The organism is Bradyrhizobium sp. CCBAU 53421, from assembly GCF_015291625.1.
Classification (GTDB): Bacteria; Pseudomonadota; Alphaproteobacteria; order Rhizobiales; family Xanthobacteraceae; genus Bradyrhizobium.
This window is the reverse complement of the sequence record NZ_CP030047.1, coordinates 3,197,421-3,214,288: the sequence shown is the minus strand read 5'-3', so window position 1 is coordinate 3,214,288 and position 16,868 is coordinate 3,197,421. Positions and strand designations below refer to the sequence as shown.

The window sequence follows — 16,868 nt, the reverse complement described above, 5'->3', positions numbered from 1 at the left end:
CGGCTGGAAATAGAGCCACGGATAGATTCGGGACAAAACGGCAATATATTCCGACTCGATTCACACTTGTGATTCCGGGAACTCGGTTTCGCTCCGATTATCCAAAGACTGGGCAGGATTTTTCATTAGCAATATTTTTTAAGGCCCAGTGGGTCCGCCTGATTATCAGCACGGGCGGTGCGACCACAACATAGGAATGAAGGACGGTCCCGCTCGCCGGGGCCGCTCCTTCGTTGCTTTTCGTTGCCGAAGGATTAGGGCACCCACACTGACATGCATACTTGAATGCGGTCGCTCGCAGCCGCAGTGAAACTTGCGGCATGTTCAGGTTGGATCAGATGGACGGGATCGATTACGGTTTCCTTAGCGTCGCAGTAATGTCTTTCGTCGCGCTCGTTGTTGGCGTGAGCTGCCTCTTTATCGGTTAGGAATTGCCATACGCCGCGCCAGTTATCGGATTGAGCACTGTCCCTTTCGGTGGCCCTTGGACACTTGGACGATCGGCCTCAGCCTGAGTCCCCCCGCGCTGGGGCCGTCTCTTTTGATCGCTGCCGCTTTCGCCTTCCGGGCCATCGCGCAATACGCGTGGAAGCGAAGTGAGGCCGGTCCTACTCTTTCTCTTGATCGTCCTGCTGTTTGGGCGCTTCGCCGCCAGGCCTCTTCTTTGGGAGCGGATGCAGCTTGATGCGCTCCGCTTTCGCCAACAGTTGGCGTAACCTCGCTCGCGCTCGCTTGGTCGCGGTGTCGTGGTTGCGGCCTCGGGTGCTTGCCATTGCCGAGTACCTAAGCTGTCGGTGAGCCCAACCATGCCGCGATGTGCGCCGCCTCTTCGTTCTGGCGAGCCTTCTTCAACAAAGCCTCTCTGTCGATGCCCTGCGGAAGCGTCCTTGCTTGATCGCGGAGTATATTTGCCTCTTCGGTAAGACGTTCTTCAAGGGAATGGGTCTGCTTGACCCGGCGGCGCTTGTTCATGCGCTGGTCCGTTTCGGTGTAGATGATGTGCCTCAACCGGTGAACGGAACAACCGTTCCTAATTGATGGTTTCGTCACCGTCGCCTGACCGAGAACCACGCGCTAAATGACAAGAACGAATGGCGCCCATGGGACCAGAACGCTCGCCAGGCTGGCCCAGGAGTCGGGTCGAGAGCGCCGTGAGGCCGAGGCCGTCCGTGCATTTAATCCAAGTTAGGACACGGCTTGAATTCCGCTGGGTCCGGAGGTTGCGCCTCGCCCAAGAGATCCCGTTGCGCCGTTGGCCGTCAAGGAATATTCCGGGCTGCACTCTCTGAGGATTTCCAACGATCGGGCGAGGACGAGTCGGGCGTGATCGACGATAGCCGCATCGCGCGCGGCCAAATTGCTGACGGTAGAAATCGGATTGGCTTGCGCCATGGCGCGCTCCCTCGGCTTTGCGGGCGGGAGCACGCATGGTCTCTCAGCCACCGACGCCTACCTACAGAGCCTCGGCCGGTGACAAAGGGGACAGTAAACCTCATTCGGGAAACCTCCCGGTACAATTGCTGTGCCGGGACTTGAGGCCCGGGCGCCGGTCCACCCGTTGCTCGGGCGCACGGGTGCGATCGGCACCTGGCTTTCCCGTCCTCTGTTCAGCCGAGCGCGAAACGAAGAGCACAGTTTGGGCTAATTATGTCGCGAGAAGGCGAAGCTGTGCCTCAACCCACAACTGTCATCGCCCGGTCAAGCCGGGCATGACACCGAGATCAGGTACGCAGGATGGCGCGTGGCAAGCTACGTCTCTGCCCTCACCCGTACCGGGATCGACTTGGCCGCCGGCGTCTTTGCCTTCATCTCGTGATGCCACAGTGGCAGCAGCGGATTGCACTCGGGATAGTACCCCGCGATGCATCCCTGGGGGATGTCATAGGCCACGATGCGCAGACCGCCGACCTCGCGCGTGACGCCGTCGCTGGCGGCTGTGGCCAGCGTCACCATGGCGCCTTCCTTCAGCGCGAAACGGGCGATGTCCCCCGGATGCATCAGTACCACATGGCGCGAGCCGTAAACACCGCGGAACCGGTCATCATAGCTGTAGATCGTCGTGTTGAACTGGCCATTGCTGCGCAACGTGATGAGCTGCACCACGTCGGGGTCGCGCGTTTCCGTCTTGGGGTGGCTGGCAAGGGAGGCCGGCGCGATGAAATTGGCCTTCCCGGTCTTCGTCTTCCATTGCCGCTTGCGCGCGGCGAGCGGCCGGTGGAAACCGCCGGGCTGCCAGAGCCGTGCATTGAAGTCATGAAAGATGTCCGGATAGGTCGCTGCGATCGCATCGCGGATCCGGCTGTAGTCCGCGACCCAATCATCCCACGGAATGGTCGAGCGCCCCGGCGCCGCCGCCTTGGCCAGCTCGGCGATGATCTTCGGCTCGGACAGCAGATGCTGACTGGCCGGGGTCACCTGCGCCCGGGAGCCGTGCATGCAGCCGGTCGAATCCTCCATCGCGACCGCCTGACGTCCGCTCGCCTGCTCGTCGAACTCGATGCGGCCAAGGCACGGCAGGATGTAGGACACCTCTCCATGAATCAACGCCGAGCGGTTGAGCTTGGTCAGGATGTTGACGGTCAGCCGGAGCTTTCGCCAGGCCGGTTCGACCAGCCGATGCTCCGGAACGGCGCGGACCAGGTTGCCGCCGAGCAGCACCATCGCCCGGACTGAACCCTCGATGATCTTCGCGCAGGCCTCGACCGTCGTCAGGCCCTTTTTCTCAGGCACGTCGATGCCGAACTGCTGCCTGATCTTATCGGCAGGCACCATCGCGGGCTTCTCGGTGATCCCGACGGTTCGCTGTCCCTGCACATTGGAGTGCCCGCGCACCGGACAGATGCCGGCGCCGGCCCGTCCGATATTGCCGCGCATCAGCGCGAGGTTGATCAGGGTCTGCACGGTCTCGACGCCCCGCTCGTGCTGCGTCAGCCCCATGCCGTAGATGAACATCACCGCCTTGGACCGTGCGTAGACCGCGGCCGCGGCTTCGAGCGCATCACGCTGCAGACCGGATCGTCTTTCGATCTCGGACCATTCGCACAGATTGATGGCTTCAGCGAAATCGTCCCAGCCGTGCGTATGTTCGTTGACGAAGGCCCAATCGATCACCGGATCCTTCGGGTCGGCGCGATCCTCGTGCGCCACCAAGGCCTTCACAATGCCCATGATGGCGGCCGTGTCGCCGCCGCTTCTTACTTGATGATATTGCGAGCTGATGCGGGTTGGCATATCGGCTAGCATCTCACCGGGCGCCTGCGGATTGACGAATTCCTCCAGACCGCGCTCGCGCAAGGGATTGAAGGTGACGATCGGCACGCCACGCCGGGCAGCGTCCTGAAGCTGGTGCAGCATGCGCGGGCTTGACGTTCCGACATTCTGGCCAAAGAAGAAGATGCAATCGGTCCTGTCGAAATCGTCGAGCGTGCAGGTACCGACCGGCACACCGATGCTTTCGGGCAGCGCAACCGAGCTGGTCTCGTGACACATGTTGGAGCTGTCGGGCAGATTGTTGGTGCCGTAGGCGCGCGCGAACAACCCATACATGAAAGACGCTTCGAGCGAGGCGCGGCCGGATGTATAGAACACCGCGCTGTCCGGCTGCAGCGCCCGCAGCTCACGACCGATCTCGGCGAAGGCTGCTTCCCAGCTGACCGGCACATATTTGTCGATTCCCGCGTCCCAGCGCATCGGGTGGGTCAAGCGGCCGGCGGCCTCCAGATGATGGTCATCCCAGCTTTCGAGCTCGGTCACGGTCCTCGCTGCAAAGAACTCGGGCGTGACGCGCTTGTGCGTGATCTCCCATGTCGTCGCCTTGGCGCCGTTCTCGCAGAACTCGAACACACGGGGATCGGCCGGCTTTGCCCAGGCGCAGCTGACGCACATGAACCCGCCGGTCTTGTTCTGACTGAGCAGAGCACGACCGCCCTTGAATGGAACATGCTCGCGGGTCAGGCTCCTTGCCAGCGATCGGACCGATCCCCAGCCGCCCGACGGTCCGTCATAGGGCTCGACTTCGAGATCGCCACTCAATCTGCGCTTGTTGGCCATCATTGTCCTCCGGCTGGCACCGGCAGCGACAAGCGCATGTTGCCGCGAAAGTTCGCTGGAGCCGGTTTCGCTGGTCAATCAAGGCATGCGGACGGCGATCGTTCCTGCGCCAACGATCGCGCCGGCGATCACTGCGACCGGAAACCCACCGTTACGGGACCAATCAACTCGCTTTTCCGGTCCGCATCGCTCGCTAGCATCACATGTCATAAGTTAATGACATGACCCGTCCGTCGTCACTACCGTACAGCGCTGGGGCAATCGCGGGCGACGCCATGCAAGCCGAATTCGCCTTCTCGAAATTTGCCGGTCGCCTCGCAAATCTTGTCGATTTGTCGTCCAATGACCTCGACCTCCTGGCAGGACTGCCGAGCAGTATCGACTGCTACGCCTCCCGGGATCACGTCCTGCGGCACGGAGAGACATCAACGCATTGTCATTTGCTGCTGCAAGGATACCTTTGCTGGCTCGATCCTGAGATCCACGACGGCAAGATCATTTCGATCCATGTCCCCGGTGATGTGCCGGATTTGCATATGATCCACGATGCCCGCCTCGACTATAATCTTGTCTCGGTTGGACCGGCCGTTATCGCTTCGGTTCCTCACGAGGTGTTCCGGGACCTGTGCGGCCTGTCATCGTCGCTCACGCGTGCGTTCATGCTTCTGATCCTGGGCGACGCCGCCGGTTCGCGAAACTGGATTGTGAATCTGAGCAGCCGGAATCCGTTGGAACGCGTCGCTCATCTGATATGCGAGATCGCCACGCGCCTTCGTGCCGTCGGCCTGGCAAAAGATTTCAGAATGCCCTCCCCATTCACGGAATCCGACCTTGCCTCGGCCTGCAGCCTGTCCGCGATGCATGCCAATCGCACCATCCAGGAACTGTGCCGCAGCAACCTGCTGCAATGGCATTCAAGGACAATCACGATTACGGACTGGAATGGCCTGGTTCGTTTGGCCGGATTCAATCCGGCCTATCTGCGATTGCCCGAGCACGTGAACGCCGAGCCATCATGACGCATTGATCCGACGGCACCGCCTTCGAGGCCCCATCGACGCAGCAACGAATCCCGTCGCTACATGTTGTCTAGACCGACGATCACCAAGGGATTTCGAAGGATCGTCTCGACGAGCATGGAGGAAAGCGAACAGATGAAGCCGGAAAGCTTGACCGATCCGACCAGCCTCCACCCGAAACCGCCATTCAAGAAGCAGTCACAACCGTGGCCCGGCCTTGCGGGCCAGATGCAGCCGCCTCCTGACCACGGTGAAACGAGCTACAAGGGATCCGGCCGGCTGGCGGGCCGAAGGGCGCTCATTACGGGCGGCGATTCCGGCATGGGCCGCGCGGCCGCCATCGCGTTTGCGCGCGAAGGCGCCGACGTTGTGATCAACTACTTTCCGTCTGAGGAACCGGACGCGCAGGACGTGATCGCGCTGATCAAGGCGGCGGGCCACCGCGGTCTCGCGATCCCCGGTGACCTCAGAAGCGAGGCATTCTGCCGGGAGCTGGTTGCGCGCGCCGTGGAGGGCTTGGGCGGTCTCGACATTGTCGTCTGTAACGCTGCGCGCCAGCAGTCGCGGGAGTCCATCCTCGACGTCTCATCGGACGACTTCGATGCGACGATGAAGACCAACGTGTACGCGCCGTTCTGGATCATCAAGGCCGCACTGCCGCATCTCAAGCCCGGCGCATGCATCATCGGGACGACCTCGGAGCAAGCCTACGATCCTTCGCCCGAGCTCTACGACTATGCCCAGACCAAGGCTGCGACCATGAACTACGTGAAGTCGCTGGCCAAACAGCTCGGCCCGAAAGGTATACGGGTCAACGGCGTCGCGCCGGGCCCGATCTGGACCCCCCTGCAAGTCTCCGGCGGCGCGTCGATGGAAAAGCTCGAGAAGTTCGGCAGCCAGACGCCGCTTGGCCGACCCGGCCAGCCCGCCGAGCTCGCATCGATCTATGTTCAGCTTGCCGCTGCCGATGCCAGCTACGCCACGGGTCAGGTTTACGGATCCGCTGGCGGATCAGGGCAGCCCTGAACGGCGCCGCCATCCGAACAGGATTGACCCTGTGCTGCCGCCGACCGGTCCCATCCTATGGCGCCCATCTGCTTGCGCAGGATCCCGAGGGCCTCAGCACAGCCGCGTGGCTTGGTCACCAGCGGAACGTGCGCATACTTCTCGGGCAGATTGCTTGCGTCGTATCCAGTATATAGCGTGACAGGTATGCCCATCTCGAGGAGGGCATCGACCAACTTGTAGGACGCGGTTCCATTGACGTTGATGTCGATCAACGCGCCGCAGGCACCCGACGCGTGCGGTCGCGCTTCATCGACTGAGGCAAACGGGCCGACAACGTGATAACCGGCCTGCCGTGCCAGCGCGGCACAGTCGTCTGCAATGAAATACTCGTCCTCCACGATCAAGATCGTATGCATACCAGTAACCCTGCTAGTTGATCTTCGCGGATGATTGCGGAATTAACGTTTTTGCGCCGGATGGGTTTCCCAAGGGCAATTCGAGAGCTGGTTCCCACGTTGGCATATGAGAGATTGTAGCCCTCGTTCAGAGACGCCTGGCCGCCAATGGTGCGCCGCCGCGATCATGGAGGCTGGTAGCGCCTAAAGTGCAATACGGTCGAGGTCGATGGCTACCCGGCTGTTCGGGAAGATTCTCGTCGCCTCCTCCAGGATTTCTTTGTCTGGATAACGGCCCGAGATGTGCGTGAGGACCAGCTGCTTCACGCCACTTGCTGCGGCCAGCGACGCCGCCTCCGTCGCGGTGAGATGCCCAGAGTCGCGCGCCATGGCAGTGTCACGTGCAAGGAAAGTGGCTTCCATGACCAGCAGGTCGGCAGCGCGTACGTGCTCCGCCAACCCATCGGTCGTCTCGGCATCGCCAATGACGACCAGCTTCGTGCCTCCTTCGGGCGGCCCAAGAACGTTCTCGGGAACGATGACTCGACCATCGGCCAAACTAATCGGGCGGCCCTCGGCCAAGTCCCTTCGGATCGGCCCGTCAGGCACCTTGAGTGCTGCCAGGCGATCAGGACGAATATGGCGACGAGCAGGACTGTCGAAGACGAACGCGTAGCTGTCGGTGTCGGGATGGTGGACGGGGAAGCAGCCGACGATGAATTCGCCTCCGTCAAGAACCGGACCCGGCTTCAGCTCCGCAAGTTGCAAGCGGATCGGCGCCCTGCTCTCGTCCCATAGCCCGGCCAAGCGAACAAAGCGGCCGATCCCGGACAGACTTCGACACACCCAGTTCGGCCAGCCCAGCTTTTCCAGAATCCGGTTGACAGCACGCCGATGGTGCAAACAGCCGCCTTCTGTGCAGCTTCCGCATCATACGGCGTATCACCGATGGCAACTGCATCAGCGGCATCGACCCCGACCCTGCTCCTTGTCGCCATAGATTGAAGCGCATTCTGCTCTTTGCAGAACCGTTCGATCACTGCGGCAATCATCCGCATTATTCGGACGGCTCCGGCTGCCGACGTGATGATGGATGGCGGCGATGATCGGTGCAACGTCTATCCGCGAATTGTCACTAAAAAACCTGCGCTTTCGTGGCCGCGAACGATCAGCGCGAGAGACAACGCAATGGTTTCGCGTCTCCACGAACGATTGCTGCTAGACGTCGAAGAACACCGTCTCGTTGTCGCCCTGCAGGTGGACGTCGAAGGTGTAGGTGTCGCAATGCGCACCGCCTTTGAACTCCCCCGCCTCCGGCAAAAGCTCCGGCGCTGATCATCCTGAACTCCGCGCAAAAAGGCGAACCGCCCGCTCGGCACCGCAGTTCCTCCGACGGAAAGCGAGTCTCCGCGCGCCTTTTTTCGGATGGAGGGTCGCTCGGCGAGCCGACCTACGCGGCCGGCTGCGGCAAAAAGGGCGAGGAACAAAGCCTGACCCGTGTCGTTCCATCGCTTTAGGATCAGGGAGTGACGTCATGGGACTATTCACAAAAGACATCAAGACGATGGATGATCTGCTGCTACATGGGTTGCAGGACATCTATTATGCCGAACAGCAAATCCTCAAAGCGTTGCCAAAGATGATCGACAAGGCCACCAACCGGGATCTAGTCACGGGCCTGAAGAACCATCTCGAAGAGACGAACAAGCAGGTCGAGCGCCTCGAAAAGGCTTTTGAGAAACTGGCCCAGTCGCCGAGCGGCACGCAGTGTCCGGCCATCGATGGCATCATCAAGGAAGCGGACGAGACTGCTGGCGAGATCGAAGACAAGGCCGTGCTCGATGCAGCGATCGTGGCCAACGCGCAAGCCGTCGAGCATTACGAGATCTGCCGCTATGGCGCGCTAATCGCCTGGGCCGAGGAGCTCGGCCATGACGATATCGTGCGTTTCCTGAACACGAACCTGAACGAAGAGAAGGCCGCGAACACCAAACTCAATTCCGTTGCACTGCGCAAGGGCATCAACAGGAAGGCCTCCACCGCCGCTTGATTGCCACCTCGGGGGCCGGCGGATGATTCCGCTAGACCCACTTTTCGTTGCAAAATGCGTATCGACCTCCGCCATGACCAATCTGACAAAGCTGCCAAGCTGGGCTGACGACGACAATATCTTTGCTGTCGTCGAGACGCCGCGCGGCAGTTCGTGCAAGCTCGATTTCGATCCCAAGCTCCGCGTCTTCGCTCTGGCAAAGCCACTGATGGCGGGCCTGACCTATCCTTACGATTGGGGCTTCATTCCCTCCACCAAGGCTGAGGATGGCGATCCGCTGGACGTGCTGATACTGCATGACGCGCAAACCTATCCAGGTGTCGTGCTACGCTGTCGGCCGGTCGGCATTCTCGAAGTCGAGCAGAAGACAAAGGGCAAGAGTGAGCGAAACGACCGCATTTTTGCAGTGCCTGACCGGTCACCGCTCGAAACGAACCTGAAGGATATCCGTAATCTCCCTTCCCATGCGCGCGATGATCTCGAACAGTTCTTTCGGGCGACGAATGCGCTGGAGAACAAGGAGCTAAAATTCCTCGGATGGCATGGCCCCAACCGTGCGACCAAGACCATCAAACGGCTGGCACGCTGAGTTGGGCTCTTGTGTCGCAACTCAAGCTAGAACTTCAAAGTCGATCGTAGGCCAACCACGGTTGCATTATGAGGCGTAGCGCTCGACGGGCTGGTGGCACCTCCGCCCGGATGGATGATGTACTGAAAATTGGAGTGCAGGGTCCAACCTTCCCTAATCTGATATCGATCACAGCTGTCGGGAGCCCTTCGAAACTTCGTGTGGGCCAAGCCGAGCAGCAGGGACGGATCATTGACGCGGAAGTTAACTCCATAGCGATTGCGCTCTTGCGGCAGCCGGGGCCGGGCCCCGGCTGGTCGCCGTCGAAGATGCCCCCAAGAACAAACAACTGGTCGGTGAGGTTGACGAGAAGCCGGGCTCCCATCGCGGCGGCGATGGTCCGCACGCTCGGCAGATCAAGCGAGATGATCGCGGGCCAGCCCATCGCGGCGTTGGCGAACACGTCGGTGTATTTGGTGTTGAAGAACTCGCTGTCGGCGGACCGGATGCGGAGCGCGAGGAGTTGGACGCTCCGCAGCCTTGACCGGATCGATTTAGAACAGCCCAACAAGGGAGAAACCAGCGACTTCGGGCAGGAAAGCGACTCTCATGGTGGTGACCGTCAGAAATACGTCGCAGGCAGACAGATTTGTAATTCTGCGCCCCGCATTTGCGAAGTCCATTGCAATTCACATATGATAAAAAGCTCGGTTCCGGTGGATCGAAGCAAGCCTGGTCCGCGTTGCTATCGGTGGCGGCAGGGGAAGCCGTGCACACGCAAAGAAGCTGTGCACATCAGCTAATGGTGGCAGCCATGGCCGAACCTCGCCGCGCCAACGCGTCCGATCCAACTCCATTGGAACCGAACCATTCCCGCGCGATTTGCGACGAGATCGGGGATCGACTCCGCCAGCATCTCGCCCGCAATATCACTCCGGTTCCACCGCATTTGCGAAAATTGTTAGTTAGGTTTGCCGCGTTGGAGGGCGTCCCCGCAAGCAAAGCACCTAAGCGTAAAAGACGATTTGGATTTTGGCGGCTTGCCTAGACCGGCGGCACATATCGTCGGTCTGGCGGGCGCCCCCGTCAAACTCGGCCCGGCGAACGCAAGCAAAAATATGCGGCGCGGCGAGCAGAATACGGTTCGCGATTAATGTGCTTTGCACAGGAGACTTCGACGTGGCTTCCAGGACCGTCCGGCTTTTCCTCTGCCGCTTGCGCGAGTTCCTCTATTCCTCAACCGCCTGCAGCCAAGCCGCCTTCGCGCTCGCAGTCGCAGCCTCCTCGTTCTCAGCAGCCTTCTGGCGGTAACGTTTAACGTCCGGCGCAGGCATGCGCTTGGGCGATGACCTTGGTGGAATGGAGATTCCAAATATCTGATCGCTACCGACGCGAGCGCGATCTGCTACAGGCGATCCGCGGCGCGCTAGCCAGGGTTGCCCGGCGGCTACCGCGAGGAACAAGGAGGTGAATTCATCCGGCCCGAGGCAAGTCGGCTGGTCGCGATCGAGCAAAAAGCCAAGAAATGAGGTCATGGACCATGGCGGGTGCGCCGGGAAGCCGCTTAGTCAGCAACTAAAACGGACATGAGGTGTTTTCCAAATCGGGCGACTTTCTAAGAGCTGGGAGAGTCCGATGCTTAGGAAAACCCTAGTCACGCTAATCGCGGTTATCACCGTGGCGTTTGCGCGGACTGCTGCTTCGGCGCGCGCAGGCTTTGGCGGTGGCTTTCATGGCGGCGGTTTCCACGGCGGGTTTGGCGGCGGCGGCTGGCGTGGAGGCGGGTTTGGAGCAGCCGCCGTTGGACTTGGAATAGGCCTCGGCTTGGCAGGTGCCTACGCCGCCTACCCCTACGGATACGGCTACCCCTACGGATATGGTTCCGACTACGGCTATGGCTACGGTTACCCCTATGGCTACGGCTATCCGTACCGTGCAAGTTATGGCTACTGCGTCGCAACAGCCAGTCAGCAGGAATATACGTGCTATTAGCAGCGAACCGGCGGCCTCACCTCGTTAAGGCCGAACGCGCGGGAGGCTGAAGCTGCCAACCGCACAAAGGCATGATATGCGTCCCATCTGGATGATCACGGAGGCCTAAAGTTTGTGGAGGGTGATATGGCCCTGCACTTCCGCCGAGTCGATACCGAACTGGAGATATGGATCGCGAGCGGCGACGACTATTCATTCGTCATCAGTAACGAGAGCCGGAGTGGACCTGGATTGCATGGAGAGCCGGGCTTTGTTGCGTCATATCGCCCCAACTTTCTGAATATGCCCGCAGCTCATGTGTCCGGATCTCCCTTCAGTACGTTCGCTGAAGCCGAACGAGCGTGCAATGCGTTCCTTGGTCGCCTCGTCATTAAGGGATGACTTTCAGCTGTCCGCCCTCCACCATTCCGCCGCGGCAGTGAGGACGCGACTAGCGGGCGAGGAACATCGGCAAGTCCTCCGACGTTGCCGTTGGCGAAATAAACGACGGAGGAAAGAAGATGGGACGAGGAGTTTTGCTTTGGCTTTTGGGCGTGCCGATTCCTGTGATCATCCTACTGTGGTTGTTCTTCGGACATTGATTTGGTTCGCGTACAGCCCATGACGCCCAGAGAACGCCGAGATATGCCCTGGATTATTGCGGCCGCCACTTTGGCGTTCGTCTTAGCGATCGTGGCGGGAGGGCTCACCTATTTCCGTTAATCACCGATGCCAATCCTTGGCAGATCATCGCAACCCCAGTCCACGAGCCAAATGGAAGGTTCAAATATGCGAGCCGGACTAGCGTCCATTTGCTTTGTAATCTCCTGCGGATTGGCAGCAGCGCAGCCAAAGGATGATATCAAGACGTCAGAAGGTCGTTCGGTCCCCGAAGAAAAAGGTCAGTTGCAACCGCAAGGTTGGACTGGACCGATTAATACGGGTTCAGGTGGCGCACCTTCGGAAAGCCCCCAAGGGCAAAGTCCGCCCGGAATGCAGGCAGCGCCAGACGGGTCGACCAAAACGACGGTCGAGCCGCCAAAATAGTTCGTTGAGAGCCTTGTTGCCGGACGAGACCACCCCACAGTCCGTCCTGGCCTTCATTTCGGATGCGATCCGAACTAATGCGCTCGAATTGGTGTGATTTGCCGCGTACCGCATTCTAAGTCCAGGCGGCTTCACTTCCCTCGCAATCGGCGCGACCATCCGGCGATGCCCCAACGCTGCATGAAATGGTTCGGTCGGTCTCCGCCAGGCAGTCCCGCCAATTGGCTTGCCGGTGGTCACGTCCTTGCAATTTCCAATGCCTCACGAATGGGAAGGCGCTACTTCGGCGTTTGCGGCTCGCAAGGATGCCGTCAAATGAAGATGACTGCTGAGTAAGCGCATGGCCACGCACGAGAGTAATCCCAAGCTGAAGGCTGATATTTTGAACGACAGCCGAGGCCCACTAGGAGCTCGCGGCGAGCGGCTTGGGCAATGGGATTGCCTCCGCCAAAGTCCAAGAGCCAACCAGACCAAGGATCTCGGCCGTTTAGTTTACTCGGATCCACGTTTCATGCGAATGACTAACCGATGGTCGGTCCAAAGCTCTATGAATTCGTGGGCATCCAGAAATCCCTCAGCCCGCTTCTTCGCCTCGTCGTCACTGTAGCTAGTGAACTCGTAGGTAGCCCGAGCAACGCCTAAGGCATCGACGGCGAAAGCAACATACGGTCTGAGCCCTTCAACCATTTTCGCTCAATCAATTGCTTGGCGGGGCGTTCCAACTCGCTTAACAGAAATCGCGCTCGGGAACGGAATCCTCGTGCCATTTGGCATGAGCCTATTTTCGGTGCTTCCCGGCCCCTGGTCTCCACGGCGCTGAGGCCGTGGCTTTAGGCCGCCAATCTAGATGAAGGAGCCCTTGCGAGCCGGCCATCTCTCTCTCTGCGAATTTGGCGAGCATTTGGATGAGCTGCTTGGTTCGGCTTCGTTGCCAAGGTTGCCGCTCGGCTTCAGCTCGGGCGGCAGCAGGCTTGCCGTCCTAGCTGATGACAAGCCCGCTCCCGCCCATTAGCGGAGTGGACGAAGGGTGATCAAAGTGTCCGGCGGCTCCGCGACGGAGGGGGTTTCGTTTTCCCCGTCCCGGTGTTTGCTCTGCACGGCGGAAAGCGGGTATGCAGGGATCGCTGGGAGAAAAGATTGGCCAAGGGCGTCTTCGCTGATGTCCACGCCTGGGCGCCCGGTCAGGTCGTCAAGTTGTCAAGCCAGGTATCCCGCCGTGGGTCATCCAGCACGAGGCGCAAATGACCCGCGCAGTCTTCGCCGCAGGCGGCCCAGCGCCGGAGGTGCTCGGCGAAGTGACCCTGGACGGCCGCTATGGCATCTTGTTGCCGCGGTTCGATGGGCCGACCGCAGGCTACGCGCACCGGCGCGATCACGCGTGAAACAAGCGGTCGCAATTCTTGCGACGCTCTGCCTTGCGTTTACAAGACGCGACCGCCGCCGGGCGCACTCTCGCCGCGCGAGGCGATGGACGCCTGATTGCGGTTCGGCGGCAGCAGCGTGCTTCCGGAGCGGATCACCACCGGTGTCCTGCGCTGATCGAGCACCTCGCGCCCGACGACGTGCTATGCCATTCCGATCTTCACTCCGGCAACGTGATCATGACGGCGCAGGGTCCTGGACTGATCGACTAGCTCGGCGCGGCTCGTGCGCCCGCCGCCTACGCGATTGCACAGTGCCATGTCCTGATTGCCGAGCTTGACCCGGAACACGCCGACGATCCGGAGCGGGCTACGGTCAATTCGGATCTGTAGGCGGAGTATGCGCGGCTGGCTGGCATAGCCCCTGCGCCGCCGACGGCTGCGATGCAGCCCTATTTGCCGATCGTCCGCGTCTTCCTGCTGCTCGGCAAGGCCATGCCTGACATGCGGGAGCGGCTGATGCAGCGCGTCGAGGCGGCCCTGCGCTCGGCGGGGCGATTACTATAGGTCGTCCCGTCTGCGCCAAGGCTGCGCTGGGCCAGCCGCGCAGCTTGCTACCCAACGGAGCCGCGGCCTGGCCCATGACGCCGCAGCACTTCATCAGCGCCTTGAGCATCGCATCCGGGATCTTGCCGGACCAATCGGCCACAAACCGCTGCCGGATCGTCTGGCCGACGTCATAGCCACAGCCGATCGTGACGCCGGACCGTTCTTCCGGTCAGGTCGGCCAGCGCAGATGCTTGAATACCAGGCTTCGCTTGTGACCTCGGCGGCGACGATCAAATCGAAGGTCGTACGCGAGATCCCATGCAAATCGATAGTGCTCGCAGAACGGCCTTTGCGCGAATGGGAATTTGGTCGACCTGCGAGTGAAACGAGACGACAACCCCGGTCACGTCGGATCAGTCGCGTGGTCTAGCGGGCGCTAGGAACTTTTGATCTGCTGCATGCATATCGTTTCAGGGGCGCACCTATGGCAGCGTGAACCGTCGATGTATAGAGAAGGCATCTCTGATCAACTAAGGGAGATCGAACGTCAGGTAGTTGAAGGAGAGCGTCAGTTGGCGGAATGCGAGGCGCGTCTCATTGAATTGAAGCGACAGAATCAGGATACGGACGCTGCGCAAGCCGAACTCGAGACGTTGCGCAGCTACCAGCGCCAGCGTGAACAAGAGCGGCAGCGTCTGCTATTCCTTCTTCATCCTTAGCGGCGACCAGAGCAACGCGCCGCAAACGAGTTTGCTTCAGATTTCCGGCGGACTGGGCTTCGGCATACCATATTGCTCGGCGCGCTTCTCTGCCAGATGTCGGTACGCCGCAGCCTGCTTTAATAGCTCTGTTTTGAACGCTTCATTCAGCTCGGAGGCCGCTAACTTCTCAAACTCAACCGCGCGCTCCAAATATTCTGTAAGCATCTTCATGACTAAAATCAGCCTCACTCAAGCCATCATAGGAAGTTTCGCGCTTCGGAGCCAAGCGTGTCAATCATATTGATGCGGTGAGTAAATCAAGGCACTTCCGCCAAATTAGTCTCTGGTACTGCGAGCCAAAGGGTGGTTGCACGTATCAGCAGTCGGTCGACTGCTCGTCGGAAAGGCCGGCGACCGCGATCGTGTGCTGCACCGGCAGGCATCATGGCTCTCGCTTTACGGTCCCCTCGTGACAATTTTCGCGATAGCGGCCGCAATTGTTGTTGCCTTCTATGCCGAGTACTACATGCAGGCATCGCGCAGCTACTCACAATTGACGTGCGGTGTCGATGGCGCGCACGATTTCCGAAACTTAACCAATTGTCGTCGCCTTCGCCAAGTTCGTCTTTCATTTCGCACGCGCGCAGCAAATCACGGCAATCGCCGCTAGAGCGATGACGATGCTTCGCTGCGAAACTCCCAGATGTTGATTCAGCCAACCGAAGCCGCGCCACCGGCGATATTTGGACGCGGCCGACTGGGCGGAGAGACCGCTGCTTGCCGCCGGCGCCGAACCCGGTCGCCGCGTTGCCGTTCGATTGATAGGCAGTTACATCGCCCATGATCCCGACGCCGTCGGCGCCATACGGGCTATCAGCACCGTGGTCTTGCCAAGGATGATGTAGGTCGGCGAGGCCAATCATGCTCAACCTTGCCGCCGAGTTGGTCAGCAATGCTGCGCTCTGCAAGCACGCTACCAAAGCCTTTAGCTGACGGTCGGGCGACAATCACGGGTCCGCCTGCCTCCTCCCATTCAAGATGGAAATCCCCACCATGCGTCTCCCATGTGATGCTGACCGAACCAGTCGGCTCCGATAGCGCGCCGTATTTGGCCGCATTCGTCGTTGTTTCATGCAGGGCTAGAGCGAGACTTGTCACGGCCATCGCACCTACGGGCACAGTAGGTGCCCTTAACATGATCCGTTCGCGAGACGTGTCGTCTTCGTACGGCCGCAACACCGTTCGCACTACGTCTCCCACCGTTGTTCGTTCGGCATGCGCTTCCGTACCCATGATCCCAGGACGGATTAGATCCTTGGCCTGCATGAGAGCGTTCAGACGACCTCGCAGCGATTGAGCCATTTCCTGAGGCGTTCGAGCTGACCGAGCACTCAGATTGATGATGCCGTGGAAGACGGCAAACATATTCTTGCGCGGTGGTTCGCCTCGCGCGCGAGCAACCGTTGGCGCTCTTGCGCAACTACACGTTCGGTCGTCTCACTGACGATGCAAAGAACACCGCCAATTTCACCCGCTTCGTTTTGAACAGGAGAATAGGAGATGTCGAAATAAACTGTCTCGGGGTAGCCATGGCGCTCGATGTAGAAGGGACGATCCTTGGCGAAAACTGTTTCGCCAGTATCAAGGACGCGTTGAAGCAGGGGTTCCAAATCGTCCCACAGCTCAGCCCAGTTCTCGCGGGCCGGTCGTCCAAGGGCCCTTGGATGCTTTTGACCTATGGTCGGTGCATAGGCGTCATTGTATAGCGCCACAAACTCCGGCCCCCAGAACAGCACGATCTGTGCTTTGGCCGGCAGCATAAGGCTCACTGCGCTCTTGAGGTGCGCAGGCCACTCCATGATTGGCCCCAAGCTGGTGGCGGACCAATCGAACCCGCGAATTAATGCGGCGATGTCGCTCCCACCTGACGGAAAATCGCCTTCAAGTTTGCGAACGATGCCCTATCTCCTTCAGGCAATCAGATTTGCACCGGGGAACGCGCGAAACCCGTCTGGATGGCCTTCGCTGGGACGCCTGCCAAGCTGGAGCGGGCCGCGTGAGCGGTAATAACACAGATACCCTCCAGTATGACACAGGTATCCTCAGCTGATCGATTGGCCCAAAGGCCTTACACAGGCTCGGTGAGCCT

Annotated in this window: 16 protein-coding genes and 3 pseudogenes; 9 read left to right on the top strand and 10 right to left on the bottom strand. The window is 60.1% G+C overall.

What is annotated here, in order from left to right:
* Nucleotides 1-783: 783 nt before the first annotated feature.
* The 3 genes from XH92_RS15140 to XH92_RS15130 all read right to left on the bottom strand — a co-directional run bounded on the left by XH92_RS15140 (nt 784) and on the right by XH92_RS15130 (nt 4,050).
* A complete protein-coding gene (locus tag XH92_RS15140; RefSeq protein ID WP_194459904.1) occupies nt 784-972 on the bottom strand; it encodes a hypothetical protein in 189 nt (62 codons plus the stop codon).
* A gap of 213 nt (nt 973-1,185) precedes the next feature.
* On the bottom strand, nt 1,186-1,392 hold the full coding sequence (locus tag XH92_RS15135; RefSeq protein WP_194459903.1) for a hypothetical protein: 207 nt from the start codon (nt 1,390-1,392) through the stop codon (nt 1,186-1,188).
* Nucleotides 1,393-1,749: 357 nt separating this feature from the next.
* Nucleotides 1,750-4,050, bottom strand: coding sequence for an FdhF/YdeP family oxidoreductase (locus tag XH92_RS15130; RefSeq protein ID WP_194459902.1), 2,301 nt, complete (start codon nt 4,048-4,050; stop codon nt 1,750-1,752).
* A 275-nt stretch (nt 4,051-4,325) separates the two neighbouring features.
* On the opposite strand from XH92_RS15130, the gene XH92_RS15125 reads away from it, so the two are divergent.
* Together XH92_RS15125 and XH92_RS15120 are read left to right on the top strand one after the other, a co-directional pair.
* Complete coding sequence (locus tag XH92_RS15125; RefSeq protein ID WP_194459901.1) at nt 4,326-5,069, top strand: Crp/Fnr family transcriptional regulator; 744 nt, start codon at nt 4,326-4,328, stop codon at nt 5,067-5,069.
* A gap of 135 nt (nt 5,070-5,204) precedes the next feature.
* A complete protein-coding gene (locus XH92_RS15120) occupies nt 5,205-6,095 on the top strand; it encodes an SDR family oxidoreductase (protein WP_371818026.1) in 891 nt (296 codons plus the stop codon).
* On the opposite strand, the gene XH92_RS15115 is transcribed toward XH92_RS15120, so the two are convergent.
* The gene (locus XH92_RS15115) at nt 6,062-6,493 is read right to left on the bottom strand and encodes a response regulator (protein ID WP_246788434.1); all 432 of its coding nucleotides are present in this window, start codon (nt 6,491-6,493) and stop codon (nt 6,062-6,064) included. The two genes, XH92_RS15120 and XH92_RS15115, sit on opposite strands and share 34 nt — an antisense overlap.
* A 183-nt stretch (nt 6,494-6,676) precedes the next feature.
* A pseudogene (locus tag XH92_RS15110) lies at nt 6,677-7,279 on the bottom strand (MBL fold metallo-hydrolase); the annotation flags it as partial.
* Nucleotides 7,280-8,006: 727 nt separating this feature from the next.
* Between XH92_RS15110 and XH92_RS15105 the strand changes: the two are divergent.
* Nucleotides 8,007-8,522, top strand: a complete 516-nt coding sequence (locus XH92_RS15105) for a ferritin-like domain-containing protein (RefSeq protein ID WP_194459898.1) — start codon at nt 8,007-8,009, stop codon at nt 8,520-8,522.
* A 73-nt stretch (nt 8,523-8,595) separates the two neighbouring features.
* Nucleotides 8,596-9,111: an inorganic diphosphatase gene (locus XH92_RS15100; protein ID WP_194459897.1), complete on the top strand. Its 516-nt coding sequence runs from the start codon at nt 8,596-8,598 to the stop codon at nt 9,109-9,111.
* A 26-nt stretch (nt 9,112-9,137) separates the two neighbouring features.
* Here XH92_RS15100 and XH92_RS43025 read toward each other — a convergent pair whose 3' ends face one another.
* Nucleotides 9,138-9,320: a carbohydrate porin gene (locus XH92_RS43025; RefSeq protein ID WP_246788556.1), complete on the bottom strand. Its 183-nt coding sequence runs from the start codon at nt 9,318-9,320 to the stop codon at nt 9,138-9,140.
* Nucleotides 9,321-9,439: 119 nt separating this feature from the next.
* Nucleotides 9,440-9,535, bottom strand: a pseudogene (locus XH92_RS43020) (hypothetical protein); the annotation flags it as partial.
* 1,190 nt (nt 9,536-10,725) lie between these two features.
* Between XH92_RS43020 and XH92_RS15090 the strand changes: the two are divergent.
* The 5 genes from XH92_RS15090 to XH92_RS15075 all read left to right on the top strand — a co-directional run bounded on the left by XH92_RS15090 (nt 10,726) and on the right by XH92_RS15075 (nt 14,737).
* Nucleotides 10,726-11,082 (top strand): hypothetical protein, encoded by a 357-nt coding sequence (locus XH92_RS15090; protein ID WP_194459896.1) that lies wholly within the window; start codon nt 10,726-10,728, stop codon nt 11,080-11,082.
* Between the two features lie 2,267 nt (nt 11,083-13,349).
* Entirely contained in the window at nt 13,350-13,490 is a 141-nt protein-coding gene (locus XH92_RS15085) for a hypothetical protein (RefSeq protein ID WP_194459895.1), read from the top strand.
* 18 nt (nt 13,491-13,508) lie between these two features.
* Complete coding sequence (locus XH92_RS43860; RefSeq protein WP_371818025.1) at nt 13,509-13,742, top strand: phosphotransferase; 234 nt, start codon at nt 13,509-13,511, stop codon at nt 13,740-13,742.
* A 171-nt stretch (nt 13,743-13,913) separates the two neighbouring features.
* A complete protein-coding gene (locus XH92_RS43600; protein ID WP_256437658.1) occupies nt 13,914-14,036 on the top strand; it encodes a hypothetical protein in 123 nt (40 codons plus the stop codon).
* A gap of 440 nt (nt 14,037-14,476) precedes the next feature.
* Complete coding sequence (locus tag XH92_RS15075; protein ID WP_246788432.1) at nt 14,477-14,737, top strand: hypothetical protein; 261 nt, start codon at nt 14,477-14,479, stop codon at nt 14,735-14,737.
* A gap of 36 nt (nt 14,738-14,773) precedes the next feature.
* Here XH92_RS15075 and XH92_RS15070 read toward each other — a convergent pair whose 3' ends face one another.
* The 3 genes and pseudogenes from XH92_RS15070 to XH92_RS15060 all read right to left on the bottom strand — a co-directional run.
* Nucleotides 14,774-14,950 (bottom strand): hypothetical protein, encoded by a 177-nt coding sequence (locus XH92_RS15070; RefSeq protein ID WP_194459893.1) that lies wholly within the window; start codon nt 14,948-14,950, stop codon nt 14,774-14,776.
* 642 nt (nt 14,951-15,592) lie between these two features.
* Entirely contained in the window at nt 15,593-16,144 is a 552-nt protein-coding gene (locus XH92_RS43855; protein ID WP_194459892.1) for an HWE histidine kinase domain-containing protein, read from the bottom strand.
* Nucleotides 16,114-16,578, bottom strand: a pseudogene (locus tag XH92_RS15060) (PAS domain-containing protein); the annotation flags it as partial. The gene XH92_RS43855 and the pseudogene XH92_RS15060, both read right to left, overlap by 31 nt.
* Nucleotides 16,579-16,868: the final 290 nt, after the last annotated feature.